Origin of the sequence: Ruminococcoides intestinale (assembly GCF_040095935.1) — a bacterium.
Taxonomy (GTDB): Bacteria; Bacillota; Clostridia; order Oscillospirales; family Acutalibacteraceae; genus Ruminococcoides; species Ruminococcoides intestinale.
On the sequence record NZ_JBBMFQ010000002.1, the window covers coordinates 151,677 to 168,603 of the forward strand.

General features: G+C 43.1%; 18 protein-coding genes and 1 other annotated feature. Of the genes, 15 read left to right on the forward strand and 3 right to left on the reverse strand.

Annotated features, from left to right (window positions below; genetic code table 11):
• Nucleotides 1-187 precede the first annotated feature (187 nt).
• The 13 genes from WMO31_RS04430 to fliB all read left to right on the forward strand — a co-directional run bounded on the left by WMO31_RS04430 (nucleotide 188) and on the right by fliB (nucleotide 11,809).
• A complete protein-coding gene (locus WMO31_RS04430) occupies nucleotides 188-1,255 on the forward strand; it encodes a D-alanine--D-alanine ligase family protein (protein ID WP_046431080.1) in 1,068 nt (355 codons plus the stop codon).
• Between the two features lie 12 nt (nucleotides 1,256-1,267).
• On the forward strand, nucleotides 1,268-2,620 hold the full coding sequence (locus WMO31_RS04435) for a UDP-N-acetylmuramoyl-tripeptide--D-alanyl-D-alanine ligase (protein ID WP_367999283.1): 1,353 nt from the start codon (nucleotides 1,268-1,270) through the stop codon (nucleotides 2,618-2,620).
• A gap of 58 nt (nucleotides 2,621-2,678) precedes the next feature.
• Nucleotides 2,679-2,928, forward strand: a binding site (T-box leader).
• A 60-nt stretch (nucleotides 2,929-2,988) separates the two neighbouring features.
• Nucleotides 2,989-4,449 carry an anthranilate synthase component I gene (trpE, locus tag WMO31_RS04440; protein WP_117846962.1) on the forward strand — a complete coding sequence of 487 codons (1,461 nt, stop codon included), beginning with the start codon at nucleotides 2,989-2,991 and terminating at the stop codon, nucleotides 4,447-4,449.
• Nucleotides 4,446-5,018, forward strand: coding sequence for an anthranilate synthase component II (locus tag WMO31_RS04445; RefSeq protein WP_117846963.1), 573 nt, complete (start codon nucleotides 4,446-4,448; stop codon nucleotides 5,016-5,018). Before trpE ends, WMO31_RS04445 begins: the two co-directional genes overlap by 4 nt.
• Nucleotides 5,019-5,039: 21 nt before the next feature.
• Entirely contained in the window at nucleotides 5,040-6,050 is a 1,011-nt protein-coding gene (gene trpD / locus WMO31_RS04450; protein ID WP_101028288.1) for an anthranilate phosphoribosyltransferase, read from the forward strand.
• Between the two features lie 10 nt (nucleotides 6,051-6,060).
• Nucleotides 6,061-6,843: an indole-3-glycerol phosphate synthase TrpC gene (trpC, locus tag WMO31_RS04455; RefSeq protein ID WP_367999284.1), complete on the forward strand. Its 783-nt coding sequence runs from the start codon at nucleotides 6,061-6,063 to the stop codon at nucleotides 6,841-6,843.
• A gap of 116 nt (nucleotides 6,844-6,959) precedes the next feature.
• A complete protein-coding gene (trpB, locus tag WMO31_RS04460; RefSeq protein ID WP_021883852.1) occupies nucleotides 6,960-8,144 on the forward strand; it encodes a tryptophan synthase subunit beta in 1,185 nt (394 codons plus the stop codon).
• The gene (gene trpA, locus WMO31_RS04465; protein ID WP_117522397.1) at nucleotides 8,137-8,907 is read left to right on the forward strand and encodes a tryptophan synthase subunit alpha; all 771 of its coding nucleotides are present in this window, start codon (nucleotides 8,137-8,139) and stop codon (nucleotides 8,905-8,907) included. The genes trpB and trpA overlap by 8 nt, the downstream gene beginning before the upstream one ends.
• Entirely contained in the window at nucleotides 8,904-9,629 is a 726-nt protein-coding gene (locus WMO31_RS04470) for an NAD-dependent protein deacylase (RefSeq protein WP_021883850.1), read from the forward strand. Before trpA ends, WMO31_RS04470 begins: the two co-directional genes overlap by 4 nt.
• A gap of 206 nt (nucleotides 9,630-9,835) precedes the next feature.
• Entirely contained in the window at nucleotides 9,836-10,096 is a 261-nt protein-coding gene (gene rpsT, locus WMO31_RS04475; protein ID WP_015523051.1) for a 30S ribosomal protein S20, read from the forward strand.
• Nucleotides 10,097-10,248: 152 nt separating this feature from the next.
• Complete coding sequence (locus tag WMO31_RS04480) at nucleotides 10,249-10,404, forward strand: hypothetical protein (protein ID WP_015523052.1); 156 nt, start codon at nucleotides 10,249-10,251, stop codon at nucleotides 10,402-10,404.
• Between the two features lie 92 nt (nucleotides 10,405-10,496).
• Nucleotides 10,497-10,775 carry a hypothetical protein gene (locus WMO31_RS04485; RefSeq protein ID WP_367999285.1) on the forward strand — a complete coding sequence of 93 codons (279 nt, stop codon included), beginning with the start codon at nucleotides 10,497-10,499 and terminating at the stop codon, nucleotides 10,773-10,775.
• A 2-nt stretch (nucleotides 10,776-10,777) separates the two neighbouring features.
• Nucleotides 10,778-11,809, forward strand: a complete 1,032-nt coding sequence (gene fliB, locus WMO31_RS04490) for a flagellin lysine-N-methylase (RefSeq protein ID WP_367999286.1) — start codon at nucleotides 10,778-10,780, stop codon at nucleotides 11,807-11,809.
• A 41-nt stretch (nucleotides 11,810-11,850) separates the two neighbouring features.
• On the opposite strand, the gene WMO31_RS04495 is transcribed toward fliB, so the two are convergent.
• Both WMO31_RS04495 and WMO31_RS04500 read right to left on the reverse strand, forming a co-directional pair.
• Nucleotides 11,851-13,422, reverse strand: a complete 1,572-nt coding sequence (locus WMO31_RS04495) for a sensor histidine kinase (protein ID WP_117882540.1) — start codon at nucleotides 13,420-13,422, stop codon at nucleotides 11,851-11,853.
• Nucleotides 13,409-14,092, reverse strand: a complete 684-nt coding sequence (locus WMO31_RS04500; RefSeq protein ID WP_015523055.1) for a response regulator transcription factor — start codon at nucleotides 14,090-14,092, stop codon at nucleotides 13,409-13,411. Before WMO31_RS04500 ends, WMO31_RS04495 begins: the two co-directional genes overlap by 14 nt.
• A 388-nt stretch (nucleotides 14,093-14,480) precedes the next feature.
• Between WMO31_RS04500 and WMO31_RS04505 the strand changes: the two genes are divergently transcribed.
• A complete protein-coding gene (locus WMO31_RS04505; RefSeq protein ID WP_412567497.1) occupies nucleotides 14,481-15,326 on the forward strand; it encodes a fumarate hydratase in 846 nt (281 codons plus the stop codon).
• 12 nt (nucleotides 15,327-15,338) lie between these two features.
• Complete coding sequence (locus WMO31_RS04510; RefSeq protein WP_367999287.1) at nucleotides 15,339-15,890, forward strand: Fe-S-containing hydro-lyase; 552 nt, start codon at nucleotides 15,339-15,341, stop codon at nucleotides 15,888-15,890.
• A 122-nt stretch (nucleotides 15,891-16,012) separates the two neighbouring features.
• Here WMO31_RS04510 and WMO31_RS04515 read toward each other — a convergent pair whose 3' ends face one another.
• Nucleotides 16,013-16,918 carry a DNA-methyltransferase gene (locus WMO31_RS04515; protein ID WP_296665812.1) on the reverse strand — a complete coding sequence of 302 codons (906 nt, stop codon included), beginning with the start codon at nucleotides 16,916-16,918 and terminating at the stop codon, nucleotides 16,013-16,015.
• Between the last annotated feature and the right edge of the window lie 9 nt (nucleotides 16,919-16,927).

Consider the following 16,927-nt stretch of genomic DNA (forward strand, 5'->3'; position numbering starts at 1 on the left):
AGTTTTTGAACGGCAGAACGGTGTGATGATACCCTGTTCTACAAATTTGCTTTTTTGCTTGCAATCGGATAAATAAAATATTATAATATAGGTTACAGTCTTGTTTCAAAAAGGTAACAGACTGACAGAGTTAAAGAGAATAAAGAAATAAAAATAGAAACAAAACATTTCAGAGGGAGAAATATATATGAGAATAGTTGTTCTTGCAGGCGGACTGAGCACAGAGCGTGAAGTTTCAATTTCATCAGGCACACTTGTTGCCGAGGCTCTCAGAAGCAAGGGACACGAGGTTGTTTTGCTTGATGTATTTATGGGCTATGAGGAAAACATCTGTGACATTGACGCACTTTTCAAGCAGAACTACAGCTTTACCGACGGAAATTCAATCGGTGACGATGTTGAAAATACAATCACAAATATCAAAGAGGCAAAGGAAAATCGCCTTGACAAAACATCACGCTATATCGGCAGAAATGTAATTGAAATCTGCGCCGAGGCAGACATCACTTTCCTTGCACTTCACGGCGGTGAGGGTGAAAACGGTCAGTTGCAGGCAACGCTCGATTTGTTCGGAATCAAGTACACAGGTTCGGGATATCTCGGTTCTGCGCTTGCAATGAACAAAGGTCTTACAAAAAGCGTATTTATGCAGAAGAATATCAACACTCCGTCAGGTGAACTTTACAAGAACGAAAAGGACGCTCTTGCATGGAATATGTTCCCGTGCATTGTTAAGCCCTGCTCGGGCGGTTCAAGCGTAGGCGTTTCAAAGGTTGAGAATGCAGATCAGTATAAAAAGGCTGTTAAAGAGGCCCTCAAATATGAGGACGAAATTGTTGTTGAGCAGTTCGTAACAGGCAGAGAATTTTCCGTCGGTCTTATCGGCGGCAAGGCACTTCCGCCGATTGAGATTGCTCCTAAGTCGGGAATGTACGATTATGCCGCAAAATATCAGGCAGGCGCGACAGTTGAAACCTGTCCGGCAGACATTGACGAAGAAACCGACAAAAAGCTCCGTGATGCTGCAACAGAGGCATACGAGGCACTTCACCTTGAAAGCTATGCACGAATAGACTTCCTTCTTGACAAGGGCGGTTTTACATACTGCCTCGAGGCAAACACTCTCCCCGGCATGACTCCCACAAGCCTTCTTCCTCAGGAGGCGGCTGTTGAGGGCATAAGCTATCCCGATTTGTGCGAAAAGATTATTGAAATTTCACTTGCAAAATATCCCAAAGAAAAATCTGATTTTTAATAAGAGGTTAGTATGAAAGACTTTACTCTTGCCGAAATCGCAAAGGCTTGCAACGGCGAATATGTCGGCGACGAATCGCTTAAAAACGCAAAAATAACCTCTGTTGAGCGTGACAGCCGACAGGTGAAGAACGGAAGTCTGTTTCTTGCCATAAAGGGCGAGCGTGTTGACGGTCATGATTTTATCGAAAAATGCTTTGCGCAGGGTGCTGTGTGTGCATTGTGCGAGAAAGCTCCCGAAAATGCGACAAAGCCTTGCATTGTCGTTCCATCAACACTTGATGCCGTTAAGAAAATCGGCAGGGCATACAGAGAAAAATTCGACATTCCCGTTATCGGAATTTCGGGCAGCGTCGGAAAAACCTCTACAAAAGAAATGCTCTATGCCGTTCTTTCACAGAAATTCAAGACCCACAAAACACAAGGCAATCTCAATAACGAGCTCGGTGTTCCGCTAACGCTTCTTTCAATGCCCGAGGATACCGAGGCGGCTGTTATAGAAATGGGTATTTCCGATTTCGGTGAAATGACAAGACTTTCCGAAATGGTTCAGCCCACAATCTGCGTGCTTACAATCATCGGCGAATGTCATCTTGAAAATCTCGGCAACCGTGACGGTGTTCTCAAGGCTAAAACAGAAATGTTCAAAAATGCCCGTGAAAATGCAGATTTCATTCTCAACGGCGATGACGATAAGCTTTCAACCGTTAAGACCGTAAACGGCAAAAAGCCTGTTTTCTTCGGACTTGACGCAAAGAACGATTTTTACGCAAAGAATATAAAAAACAGCGGTGACGGCAAGGTTCTTGCAACACTCTGTTTTGACAATAATAATATTGATGTTGAAATTCCTGCAATCGGCACATATATGGTGACAAATGCTCTTGCGGCTGCTGCCGCAGGCAAGCTTCTCGGACTTACCGATGAAGAAATTGCAAACGGTGTCGCCTCGTACAAAACAGTAGGCAGTCGTGCCAATGTTATCAATACAGGCAAAATCAAAATCATTGACGATTGCTACAACGCAAATCCGACATCCGTCAGAGCATCTCTTGACACACTTTCCAACCTTGACGGCAGAAAGGTTGCAATCCTCGGCGATATGAAGGAGCTCGGAAGTGAGGAATTGAAACTCCACTTTGACACGGGTGTTTATGCAAAATCAAAGGGCATCGGTACGGTCATAACCGTAGGCGAGCTTGCAAAGGAGCTTGCAAAGGGTGCAGACGGCAAAGCGTTTGACACAATCGAAGATGCAAAACCCGAAATTCTTAAAACGATTAAAAGCGGAGATGTTGTGCTTGTTAAGGCATCACATTCAATGCAGTTTGAAAACATTGTTGAGTTTCTCAAACAGAATTTTTGATTTACCACAAAAAAATGTTGACAAATCAAAAATACAGTCATATAATTGTCTTATAAAGAAAAAACCTGTGAGCAAGAATAGTAGGTTTTTCCAAAGCTTTCAGAGAGTCAGCGGTTGGTGTAAGCTGACAGCAGAGGACTTGCCGAATGGACTTGTGAGGGCGGGCCGAAAGCCTTTTGGCAAGTAGTTTCCGACGGAGCTCAACCGTTAAAGTGAGAGGCATATGTTAGTATGCTGTTAAAGCGGGCGTTTATCGTCAATTTGGGTGGTACCGCAGAAGTTGATTTTTCAAGACTTTTGTCCCTTGTGGGGACAAAGGTCTTTTTTGTTTATGTTTAAAACTTTTACCAAAGAAAGGTTGGTGTACGATGATTAAACCGTCTTACGATGAGGTGCTGAACCTCAAGGACAATTACAGCGTTATTCCGATTTACAAGGAAATCTACGCTGACGCATTCACCCCGATTAACCTGCTCAGAAAAATTGCAGGAAAATCCGACAAATTCTTTCTTCTTGAAAGTATCGAGGGCGGTGAAAAGTGGGCAAGGTATTCATTCATCGGATTCAACCCCAAGGCAAGGCTTTCGTACAAAAACGGAACTCTCACAGTTACGGGCGAGGGTGCAAGAGTTGTTAAAACAGCAAAGCCGTATGACGCTCTCCGTGAGTATCTTGCCGATTACAAAACTCCGCATTTCAAAGACATTCCACCGTTCACAGGCGGTCTTGTCGGCTATTTCGGTTACGCAATGATTTCTGTTGCAGAGCCTGTTTTAAAGCTCAAAAGAGGAGATACAAACGATTTTGATATGATGCTTTTCGACAAGATTATAGCCTACGATCATCTTAAAGAAAAACTCATTATCATTGTTAATATGAAAACAAACGACACCAAGGCGCAGTATGAACTTGCCAAAAAGGATATTGCAGAGATAATTTCGACAATCACATCTCCCGAACCCCTTCCAAAGCTTGAGAGTGACGGGAATGTTGAATTTACAAGCACATATTCAAAAGAAGAATTCTGCAAAATGGTTGAGAAAACCAAGGAGTACATCTTTGACGGTGACATCTTCCAATGTGTTGTTTCAAGAAGATTTGAGGCGGATTACAAAAATTCCCTCATCAATGCATACAGAGTGCTGAGAAGTACAAACCCGTCGCCTTATATGGTTTATATGTCAATTGACGGTGACGAGATTATAAGCACCTCTCCCGAAACACTTGTAAAGCTTCAGAACGGAGTGCTTAACACATTCCCGATTGCAGGTTCTCGTCCGAGAGGTAAAACAGATACAGAGGACAATGCCCTTGCAGACGAGCTTATTCACGATGAAAAGGAGCTTGCAGAGCATAATATGCTCGTTGACCTCGGACGAAACGACATTGGAAAAATCTCCGAATTCAATTCGGTTAAGGTTACAAAATATCAGGAGGTTCTCCGCTATTCAAAGATAATGCACATTTGCAGTGAGGTTGAGGGCAAGCTAAAGGACGGACTTGACGCTTTTGACGCAATCGAATCCCTACTCCCTGCCGGCACACTTTCGGGTGCTCCGAAAATCAGAGCCTGTGAAATCATTGAAGAGCTTGAAAGAACTCCCCGAGGTATATACGGCGGAGCACTCGGATATGTTGATTTCAACGGCAACCTCGACACCTGTATCGCTATCAGAATGGCGGTCAAGAAAAATGACAAGGTTTATGTTCAGGCAGGCGCAGGCATTGTAGCCGACAGCGTTCCCGAAAGCGAATACGAGGAAACCTACAACAAGGCTCTTGCTGTTATGAATGCAGTTAAAAATGCAGGGGAGGTAAACGCTTTATGATACTTTTTATTGATAACTATGACAGCTTTACCTACAATCTTGTACAGTTCTGCGGCAGCGTAAATCCCGATATCAAGGTTGTAAGAAACGATGAAATAACAGTTGACGAAATCAAAAAGCTTGCTCCATCCCACATCATCCTTTCACCCGGCCCCGGCTATCCGAAAGATGCCGGAATATGTGAGGAGGTTATAAAGGCGCTTGCGGGACAGTTTCCGATTCTCGGTATCTGCCTCGGTCATCAGGCAATATGCGAGGTTTACGGTGCAACAATCGCCCACGCAATAAAGCTTATGCACGGCAAAAAGAGCGATATCATTGTTGACACGGACAAGAAAATTTTTAACGGACTTCCAAAGGTTGTTGAGGGTGCAAGGTATCATTCGTTGATTGCGAAAAGAGATACGGTTCCCGACACACTCGAGGTAATCGCAGAAGACCGTGACGGCGAGGTTATGGGAGTTAAGCACAAGGATTTTGAGCTTTACGGATTGCAGTTTCACCCCGAATCAATTCTCACCTCACACGGTATGGAAATGATAAAGAATTTTATTACACTTTGCAAATAACACGGAAAGGATTGAAGTTTTATGATTAAAGAGGCAATAAAAAAGTTGGTTGCAGGCAATGACCTCACTTTTGATGAGGCGGCACAGGTTATGGACGAAATGTTCTCAGGCACAGCAACTCAGTCGCAGATGGCGGCATATCTCACAGCCTTGAGAATCAAGGGTGAAACAATTGACGAAATTACCGCAAGCGCACAGGTTATGAGAGAAAAAGCACTCCACATCAAGCCTAACCGTGATGTACTCGATATCGTCGGCACAGGCGGCGACGGTACAGGCACATTCAATATTTCAACAACAGCGGCATTTATAATTGCCGCCGCAGGAATCCCCGTTGCAAAGCACGGCAACCGTTCAATGTCAAGCAAAAGCGGTTCGGCAGACTGTCTTGAACAGCTCGGAATCAACATCAACATCACTCCCGAAAAGAGCGAAGAGGTTCTTAACAAAGCAGGCATCTGCTTTATGTTTGCACAGGGCTACCATTCATCAATGAAGTATGTAGGTCCTGTCCGTAAGGAAATCGGAATCAGAAACATTTTCAATGTTCTCGGACCTCTCACAAACCCTGCAGGCGCAGACCTTCAGGTAACGGGTGTGTATTCTGAGGCTCTTGTTGAGCCGATTGCACAGGTTTTTTCAAACCTCGGTGTTAAGAAAGGCTATGTTTTCTACGGCATGGACGGCATGGACGAGGTTACTCTCACAACAACAACAAAGGTGTGTGAGATTGACAACGGCAAGTTCAACACATTCATTCTCAATCCCGAAGATTACGGTCTTAAACTTTGTGCACCCGAGGATCTTGCAGGCGGTGACGGCAAAGAAAATGCTGAAATCACAAAAGAAATTCTCAGCGGTGAAATTAAGGACGCAAAGCGTGATATCGTTGTTCTCAATGCCGCACTCGGACTTTGCACAGGCGGCAAGGCAGATTCAATTCAGGACGGCATAAAGCTTGCAAACGAAATTATCGACAGCGGCAAGGCTTATGCAAAGATTGAAGAATTTGCAAAGGCTTCCAACGAATAAAGGTGACACAATGATACTTGAAACAATTGCAGATGCAAACAGAGTAAGATATGAAGAAATCGAAAAGCAAGTTCCGCTTGAAGTGATAAAGCAAAAAGCACTTTCAATGGGAACAGACAATGAATTTCCGTTTGAAAAGGCGCTTGCGGGCAAGGACATTTCATTTATATGCGAGGTCAAAAAAGCGTCCCCGTCAAAGGGAATTATCGCAGAGGATTTTCCCTATGTTCAGATTGCTAAGGATTATGAAAATGCAGGCGCAAGTGCAATTTCCGTTCTGACAGAACCGAAGTGGTTTAAGGGCGAAAATGCTTTTCTTGAAGAGATTTCAAAGAATGTAAGTATTCCGCTTTTGAGAAAAGATTTCACAGTTTGTGAATATCAGATTTATGAGGCAAAGACAATCGGTGCGTCAGCCGTACTGCTTATCTGCTCGCTTCTTGACACGGACACAATCAGAAGATGGATTAAGCTTTGCGACTCTCTCGGACTTTCGGCACTTGTTGAGGCTCACACAGCCGATGAGGTGTATTCCGCAATTGCCGCAGGAGCAAGAGTTATCGGTGTAAACAACCGAAATCTTCGTGACTTCACGGTGGACATAAATAACTGTACAAAGCTCCGTAAGCTTGTTCCCGACAACATTATTTTTGTTGCCGAAAGCGGAATCAAAACACGGGATGACATCAGGGTGCTTGAAAACGCAGGAGTAAACGCAGTTCTCATAGGTGAAACCCTTATGAGAAATCCCGACAAAAAAGCTGCACTTGACGAATTGTCGGGCAGAAAATAAAAAATTGATTTATAAGCCGTGTGCAAAGCACACCAATTAAAGTGTAGGGGCGGTCATCGGCCGCCCGCTGTGTGCAACGCACACCAATGATATAAAAGTAATTAAGGGGAATCAAGATGACAAAAGGAAAATTCGGTATTCACGGCGGACAGTTCGTTCCCGAAACGCTGATGAATGCAATTAATGAATTTGAAGAGGCATACAACAGGTATAAGGACGATCCCGAGTTTGTTGCAGAACTCGACACACTTATGCGTGAATACGCAGGCAGACCGTCACTTCTCTATTATGCCGAAAAAATGACAAAAGACCTCGGCGGTGCAAAGATTTATCTTAAGCGTGAGGACTTGAACCACACAGGTTCACACAAGCTCAATAACTGCCTCGGTCAGTGCCTTCTTGCAAAGAGAATGGGCAAAACAAGAGTTATTGCCGAAACGGGCGCAGGTCAGCACGGTGTTGCAACGGCAACCGTAGCCGCACTTTTAGGACTTGAATGTGAAATCTTTATGGGCAAAGAGGACACAATCCGTCAGGCTCTCAATGTTTACAGAATGAAACTTCTCGGTGCAAAGGTCAATGCCGTTGAAACAGGCACAATGACTCTTAAAGATGCCGTAAACGAGGCAATGCGTGAATGGACAAACAGAGTTTCCGACACACACTATGTTCTTGGCTCGGTAATGGGACCGCACCCGTTCCCGACTGTTGTCCGTGATTTTCAGAGTGTAATCGGCAAGGAAATCAAGTCACAGATGCTTGAAAAGGAAGGCAGACTTCCCGATGTTGTTATGGCTTGCGTAGGCGGCGGAAGCAACGCAATGGGCGCTTTCTATGAGTTTATCAAGGATGAAAATGTAAAGCTTATCGGCTGTGAGGCAGCAGGCCTCGGCACAGATACTCCAAAAACTGCCGCTACAATCGCAACAGGCACACTCGGCATCTTCCACGGCATGAAGTCGTACTTCTGTCAGAACGAATACGGACAGATTGCTCCCGTATATTCAATTTCGGCAGGTCTTGACTACCCCGGTATCGGTCCCGAACACGCAAACCTTGCCGACACGGGCAGAGCAAGCTATGTTCCCGTTACAGATGAAGAGGCTGTAAACGCATTTGAATATCTTTCGAGAACAGAGGGTATCATCCCTGCAATTGAAAGCGCACACGCAGTTGCACATTGTATAAAAATTGCCCCGACAATGGACAAAGACAAGATTATCGTAGTCAACCTTTCGGGCAGAGGCGACAAGGATGTTGCGGCTATCGCAAGATACAGAGGGGAGGATCTCCATGACTGATATTAAATCTGCATTCCAAAACGGCAAGGCGTTCATCCCGTTTGTAACAGCGGGTGATCCCGATCTTGAAACAACAGAAAAGCTTCTTATTGAAATGAGCAAAAACGGTGCCGATATCATCGAAATCGGTATTCCGTTTTCAGACCCGATTGCCGAGGGTGTTGTAATTCAGGAGGCTGACCTCCGTTCTCTTTCGGCAGGCACAACAACAGACAAAATCTTTGATATGGTAAAGCGTATCCGTCCGCAGATTGACGCCGTTCTTGCCGTTATGACATATATGAATCCTATTTTCGTATATGGTACGGAAAGGTTTATGGCAAAGTGTCAGGAGTGCGGAATCTCCGCAGTTATCGTTCCCGACACACCGTATGAAGAAAAGCACGAGCTTACCGATTACAGCGGAAAATACGGCATTGATGTAATTTCTCTCATCGCTCCTACATCTCATGAGAGAATCAAGATGATTGCAAAAGAGGCGGAGGGCTTTGTTTACTGCGTTTCATCAATGGGCGTTACAGGCGTAAGAAGTGAAATCACAACCGATGTAGGCGAAATGGTAAGACTTGTTAAGTCAGTAAAGGATATTCCGTGTGCAATCGGTTTCGGCATTTCAACTCCGGAGCAGGCAAAGAAAATGAGCGAAAGTGCAGACGGTGTTATCGTTGGTTCTGCAATCGTGAAAATTGTTGCAAAGTACGGCAAAGACAGCGTTAAGCCTGTTTGCGACTATGTTAAAAGTATGAAGGAAGCGATTTCGTGAGTACACTTGAAGAACTTCAAAGCGTAATTGACAAAAGCAAAAGAATAGTATTTTTCGGCGGTGCGGGAGTTTCGACAGAAAGCGGAATTCCCGACTTCCGAAGTGTTGACGGTCTGTACAATCAAAAGTACGATTATCCGCCCGAGCAGATTCTCAGCCACACATTTTTTGTTCACAAAACAAGCGAGTTCTTCCGCTTTTACCGTGACAAAATGCTCTGCCTTGACAAAAAGCCGAACAAGGCGCACTATAAGCTTGCAGAGCTTGAAAAGGCGGGAAAGCTTTCGGCTGTTGTTACCCAGAATATTGACGGACTTCATCAGGCAGCAGGCAGTAAGCGTGTTTATGAGCTGCACGGAAGTGTTCTTCGCAACTACTGCACAAAGTGCGGCAGATTCTATGATGCAGAGTTTATCAAGAACTCTGCCGATATTCCCAAATGTACTTGCGGAGGTATCATAAAACCCGATGTTGTGCTTTATGAAGAGGGACTTGACGACAGCACGGTAACGGGTGCGGTCAACGCAATTTCAAAGGCTGACACGCTGATTATTGCCGGCACAAGCCTCACGGTCTATCCGGCGGCTGGGTTTATCCGTTATTTCGGCGGCGATAATCTTGTGCTTATCAACCGTGATCCCACCCCAATGGACAAGAACGCAAACCTTGTGTTCCGTGAAAAAGTGGGAGAATTGCTTGACAAAATTACCGTAAACATATAAAATTTATGCGGCGGGGAAATTTCTGTTATTTTTCTGTTACAGCATATAGATAAATGAAAAAATCAATACACAAGATGTTGTTGCGAAACAGAGAAAACCGATAAAATCCGCATAAAATCCAACTTTTTTTGTAAAAAGACTTGATTTTTGCACATTCTTGTGCTATCATAATTCCTATATGACCGATACTTTAAGGAGGTGGGACAATGCCAAACATCAAATCTGCTAAAAAGCGTGTTAAAGTTATTGCTACAAAGACTGCTCGTAACAAGGCTACAAAATCTGCTCTCAGAACAGCTGTAAAGAAGGCTTATTACGCAGTTGACACTAACGCTGACAACAAAACAGAGGCAGTTCGTCTTGCTATTAAGAAAATTGACCAGGCAGCAGCTAAGGGTATTCTTCACAAGAACACTGCAGCAAGAAGCAAATCATCACTTGCTAAAAGACTTAACGCATCAGCATAAGTGCAATAAATCTTACAGGCTTAAAAGCAGAGAATATTCTCTGCTTTTTTATTTTGTTCTGTTGACATTTTTGTAAAAACTGTTAGAATATAAATAAAGATACGGCAGATACTACTGCCATACAAGCATACAAAATTTGGAGGCGACAGAATATGAAAAATCATAAGTGCAGATGGGCTTTAATTATCGGTATCATCTCTGCAGTTGCAGCTCTTTCTGCTGCTCTCACAGCGTTCTTTATTGTTAAGGATAAGCAGAAAAAAGATGACGAGGAGCTTATGGAATACCTCGACAGCTCAATTGAGTAATTATTGAGTAAATCTTAAAAGCCGAATGCGGACCGTTCATTTTTTGGGCGGTCCGTTTTTATGAAACTTCATTTTATTTTCGTGGTGATTTTATGATACGGGAAGAACTTGACCGACTTCTCTGTGACGCCAAAAGCAACGCAGAACTCAAAGAAAAACTTCTGAAAACCGAACAGAGCGAAAATCCGATTGATAACTTCTGTTCCCTCTGTCGGTCGCACGGGTACAAAATCAGTGCAGGCGAACTTTTTGCACTCGGACTTGATGAAATCGACACCAAGCTTCGCAGTGTGAACGGCGGCGGAGTGAACGCAATTGACGGCTGGGACGATGCCTACGAGCAATTTATTCTTACATTGAAATGGACATGACTATGAAACACTACTTCCCGAAATACTGCGAAAAATTCAGATGCATTGCGAACCTCTGTCCCGACAGCTGTTGCAGGGACTGGGATGTTGTTGTCGATGATACAAGCTTTGATTTTTATAATACCGCCAAAGGCGAGTTTGGCGACAGGCTCAGGTCGCTTATGACAATTGACGAGGACGGCGACAGAATTTTCATCAGGCAAGGTGAAAAATGCCCGTTCTGGAACAGCGATATGCTGTGTGACATTTACATCAACCTCGGTGAAAATCACCTTTGTCACACCTGTAAGGAATTTCCGAGAATCACTCAGGACTACACCGTTTTTTGTGAACATACGCTTTCGTTTGCCTGTCCCGAGGCGGCAAGGCTCATGCTTGAATCGGATTTTGACACAGGCTTTGCAACCGATATTCCGCAGGACTCACAGACCGATTACAGCACAACCGAGATGAATTTTCTGCTCTCTGCAAGAAAACGCACTTTTGAAATTCTCTCAGACTGCAAAATGTCCTTGTCCGAAAGATTGTGCAGACTTCTTGCCTTCAACGAGCGAGTGCAGAATATGCTTGACGATGAAATTTTTGATATCACGGCTATGCCGACAGATGAATATAAAAAGCAAAGCTGCAAAGCTGCGTCATTCATTTTTGATTTGCACAAAACCCTTGATATCATGAGTAAGGATTGGCTATGTGAGCTTGAAGCAACCGCCGATTTTGCAAAAAATAATACGCTGTCAAACCGTTTTGACAAACCGCTTACCGCCTATCTTGACTACTATGTCCGCAGATATTACCTTTCTGCAATAGACAGTTTTAATGTCATATCCACAATCAAGCGAATGGTCTGTGCATACATAGTGACCGCTTATGAACTCGAAAGGCCCAACAATCCGACTCAAACCGAAGTTGTGAAAATTCTGCAGGGATATTCAAAAGAGGTTGAACATTCCTATGAAAACGGCGAACTCCTCGAAGATGCATTTATCTTCAATCCACTTTTTTCAACCGACAATTTAATAGGCATTTTATAAATAAATCCCGAACACATTTTACTGTGTTCGGGATTTGTTGTTTATTCTTTATTTTCGTCAGAATTCTTTTTGTTTCGTTTTTTCACGGAAACAATGTCGAGTTCAAACCAGAATGTACTGCCTTTGCCGAGTGTACTGCGAACGCCGTACCTTGCTTTGTGGCTGTCAAGAATACCCTTGACTATTGACAAGCCGAGTCCCGTGCCGATAACGCCACGCTTATGCTCCTTGTCAACCTTGTAGTAACGATCCCAGATGTACTCAAGCTTTTCGGGAGGAATGCCGTCACCGTGATCCGTTACCTCAATGAGAACCTTTTTGCCGTTTACCTTTTGCGTTACAATAACAGTTTTGTCTTCGCCGACATAATTGACTGCATTGTTCACAAGATTATAGATTACCTGTGAAATTTTCAGTTCATCGGCAAAAATGTAAACATCTTCGTCACTCTCAAACAGAATGTTGTATCCGTCCTGTTCCTTTAGCTTTGCGTACCTTGTGAAAATATTTTTGATGCTGTCGGTAAGACAGAACTCCGATTTTTCGGGTTGAATTGAACCCGATTGAATCTTTGAAAGGTCAAGCAAATCGTTGACAAGTGTTGAAAGTCTTGTTGCCTCGTCAATAATAATCTGAATATTTTCGGGAGTGTTTTCACCGGGCAGGTCACGCATAACCTCGCCGTAGCCCGTAATCATTGTCAGCGGTGTTCTCAAATCGTGTGAGATGTTGGCAATAAGTTCTTTTTGCAACTTTTCGGTTGCGGCAAGCTCTGTTTTTGCGTAGTTCAGCGTTTCGTTGAGTTCCTCAACCTCAAGATATCCTCTTGCGTTAAAGTCAACATCATAGTTTTTTTTTGCAAGCTCCTTTGCCGCCGTGTTTGTCTTAGAAATCGGTTTCGCAATTCTGTAGCTTGCGTAAAGCGAAATTATAACGGCAAGAAGCACAAACACAACCGAAACGATTGCAAGCTGGTCACGGACGATTTCAACCGTGTTAGTCAGCGGTGTGATTGACGATGTTACAATCAAAAAGCATTCGCTGCCGTCCTGCAGATTGATAATGTCGGTGTAGACCATATTTTGAACATTTTTATCGGGAGCGGAAGCATACCGAACAGTATTCCTCTCGGCTGTGTCGGATGAAGAATATTCATTAAAAAACTGTCGCTCAAACTTGCCTTTAATGCTGTCCTCTTTGTAGTTACTTGTGATGAACATATAATGTCCGTCATTTTCCTCTGCCAGCTTGTAGTATGAATAGACATCGTGATACTGAAAATTCAGGTTTGAAACGGGGTTGTCATATTCGCAACAATACTTCAATGTGAAAAGAGAAGTTGAATCGTAAACATATACCGAAAGTGAATTGTAGCTTGCAACATTTTCAATTGTTCCGAGAGCGTTTTTGTTTTCTTCAATCGACTTTGAAATAACCTGTGCGTTCTTTTCAACCTGTGAAGATTTTGTTGCCGTGTAGAACGATTCAAGAAAAAAGGTCTGGAACACCCACAACACGATCACAATTGCAAATCCGAACAGAAGAAAATAGCATAACAGCTTAAAATTCAACGGCAGATAATGGCGGTCAAATCGTTTGTTAGATTGTTTCAAAACGGTAACCCACCCCTCGAAGCGTTACAATGCATCTGCTGTATTCGCCAAGGCTCTTTCTGAGAAGCTTAATGTGTGTGTCAAGCGTTCTTTCGTCACCGAAGAAGTCGTAGCCCCAAACCTCGCTTATAAGCTTTTCACGGGTGAGTGCAAGTCCTTTGTTCTTTACCATATAGAAAAAGAGTTCGTATTCCTTTGGCGTCATCTCAATTCTTTTGCCGTCAATTGTAACGATTCTGGCTGAGAAATCAACCGAAAGACCTTCGTATGTAAATACATCCTTCTTCACATTCTCTTCGTTCTGAGCGCCTTGTGAACGCTTGATTACGGCATTAACACGCATCATAAGCTCCTTTGGCGAGAACGGCTTAACAACATAGTCGTCACTGCCAAGCTCAAAGCCGTGAATTTTATCGTACTCCTCGCCTCTTGCCGAAAGCATAATGATAGGTGTTTTCTTGAATTTTCTGATTTCCCTGCAAGCGGAAAAGCCGTCAAGCTCAGGCATCATAACATCCATTATGATAAGGTCAAAGTCCTCTTTACGGCAAATTTCAATTGCCTGCATACCGTCAACGGCTTCTTCAACCTCGAAGCCCTCAAATTCGGCATATTTTCTGATAATCTGTCTGATTCTTGCCTCATCGTCAACAACAAGTATCCTGCTCATTTTTGTACGCCCCTTTTATTAAAATTATAAGCGTCGGTTAAGACGCAGTGTATTCCGACTGTTACTCTATCATCCGAATGTGATAAAATTATGTTAATTTTCAATTTTGTTGGTGAAGTATCGCACGGCGAGCCGCCGTACCCTATTCGTGAAGATAGTATGATATTAAAAACACATATTATGCCCGAGCGTAATATCGTAATTCTTCGTACCACACTGTTGGGGCGAACACGGTTCGCCGCTGCACTTCAAATCACAACTGTTATAACAATCCGTTAAAATGATTATACCACATTTCATTTCTTATTGAAATACCGTTGAAAATAAATTATAATGTATAGTGTTAAAATTTGGTGCTAAATTCACATTAAGGAGTTCGGATATGGAAATAAGAAAAATCAAGGCGCAGACGGTATGCGATACGGTTAAAAAGCTGTTTACCGACTGCAACTATTTTATCGGCAAAGACATCATGTGCGCCCTTGAAACCGCAAGGGATAACGAAAGCTCGCCTGTAGGCAAAAGTGTACTTTCACAGATTATCGAAAACGATAAAATTGCGGCTCGTGAAGAAGTTCCGCTTTGTCAGGATACGGGTATGGCTGTTCTTTTTGTTGAATACGGTGACAGGGTTGTTATTGAGGACGGCAGTTTTGATGAGGCTGTCAACGAGGGTGTTCGCAGAGCCTATATTGACGGCTACCTTCGCAAGAGTGTAGTAAATGATCCTGTTTTCGACAGAATCAATACAAAGGATAACACTCCTGCAATTATCCACACAAAAATTGTCAGCGGAAATCAGATTAAAATTACCGCCGGCGGCAAGGGCTTCGGCAGTGAAAATATGTCGCAGATAAAAATGCTCACCCCGTCAAAGGGCATTGAGGGCGTTAAGCAGTTTATTCTTGATACTGTTTTTCAGGCAGGTCCAAATCCCTGCCCTCCTATGGTTGTCGGTGTCGGAATCGGCGGTACTTTTGAAAGAGCCGCCCAGCTTGCAAAAAAAGCAACCTTCCGTCCGATTGATTCCAAAAATGAAGATGAACGCTATGCACAGCTTGAGGACGAGCTCCTTACCGAAATCAATAAAATGGGATTCGGTCCTGCAGGACTTGGCGGCAATACAACTGCAATCGGCGTGAATATCGAAACTTCACCCACACACATTGCAGGAATGCCTGTTGCGGTCAACATCTGTTGCCATGCCGCAAGACACGCAAGTGCAACGATCTGAGGAGGAAAAGCTGTGGAAAAGAAAATTACACTTCCGATTACGGACGAAGATATCAAAAATCTTAAAGCAGGCGACAGCGTTCTGCTCACGGGTTCAATCATCACAGGCAGAGATGCTGCACACAAAAGACTTTATGAATTGATTCAGAAGGGCGAAAAACTTCCCGTTGACATCAAAGGCGAGCTTATCTATTATGTAGGTCCTGCTCCTGCAAAGCCCGGTTATGCAGTAGGTCCTGCAGGTCCGACATCAAGCTATCGTATGGATAAGTACGCTCCGTCATTGCTTGACCTCGGACTCAAAGGAATGATAGGCAAAGGCGCAAGAAATAAAGAAGTTGTCGATGCGATTGTTCGCAACAAGGGCGTTTATCTTGTCGCAATCGGCGGTGCGGCGGCGCTTATCGCCAAGAGTATCAAGAGCGAGGAGATTCTTTGCTATGAAGATTTAGGCACAGAGGCTGTTCGCAGATATGAGGTTGAAGATTTTCCGTGCATAGTTGCAATCGACAGCAACGGCAACAATGTCTATGAAATCGAACCGCCAAAGTATAGAAAATCGTAAATTCAGATTAAAAATAGGAATAGCAGTAATAACCAAAGGTCGGAAAGTTTAAGTGCTTTCCGACCTTTTCGTATGTAATTTGTTGAATTAAATGTAAAAAAGTGGTTAAATTAGTGTTTTCGCTATTCTTCATCATCTCTCATTCTTAACAAAATATTATTATAATATTCTTCGTTTTTTTCAAAACCAATATATTCTCTATTGAGTTTTTTCGCGGCAACTAATGTTGTTCCACAACCACAAAATGGATCTAAAACCGTCTGACCTTCCTTGGTGACTAATGATATTAATATTTCCATTAACTCAACGGCCTTTTGTGTTGGATGTAAACCTCGATCAGATTTTTGGGTTTTAACTTTCAATATATTAGAACATATTTCCAAACCTTCGTTTAATGAGGTCAATTGTTTTAATTTCTTTTCGTTAAAAGCTCCTACCTCATATTTTAAAATATTATCGGTTAGAGTGCTTCCTTGTGGATAAGGCTTCATAAACCACAGAATGGGCTCAAATAAAGGTCGGAGGTTACCTATTTTCCACCCTTCCCAAGCTGCACTATTAGTAATATCTCCTCGTCTGTCAAAAACACAGCTTACCCGTTGAGCCCTATATGCCGCAGAATCTTTTTCCCAAGAAAGCATGTCTTTAAAAATAAACCCAGAATCTTCCATCGCACATATACATCTATGAGCCATTCTTCTTCCCGCAAAAATAAAACAACTAGCACCAGGTTTTAAAACTCTAAACCAATCAGATGACCATGATGAACACCACTGATAATATTCTACTGGGATATTTCTATCTGACTGTGACCATCCATTTAAAGGTTTTCCTCGAGTTTTAAATATACTTCCTGATTTTTTTTGTGCTGGGCTTTTTCCTAAAAGTGAGCGGTTTGTATTGTGATGGATAACATCCCATTCTTCGTAATTTATTCCATATGGAATATCAGACAAAATTAAATGCACTGATTCGGTTTCTATACTTTTTATTAGTTCTATGGAATCTCCTAATTCAATTCTACCCATATATTTTTC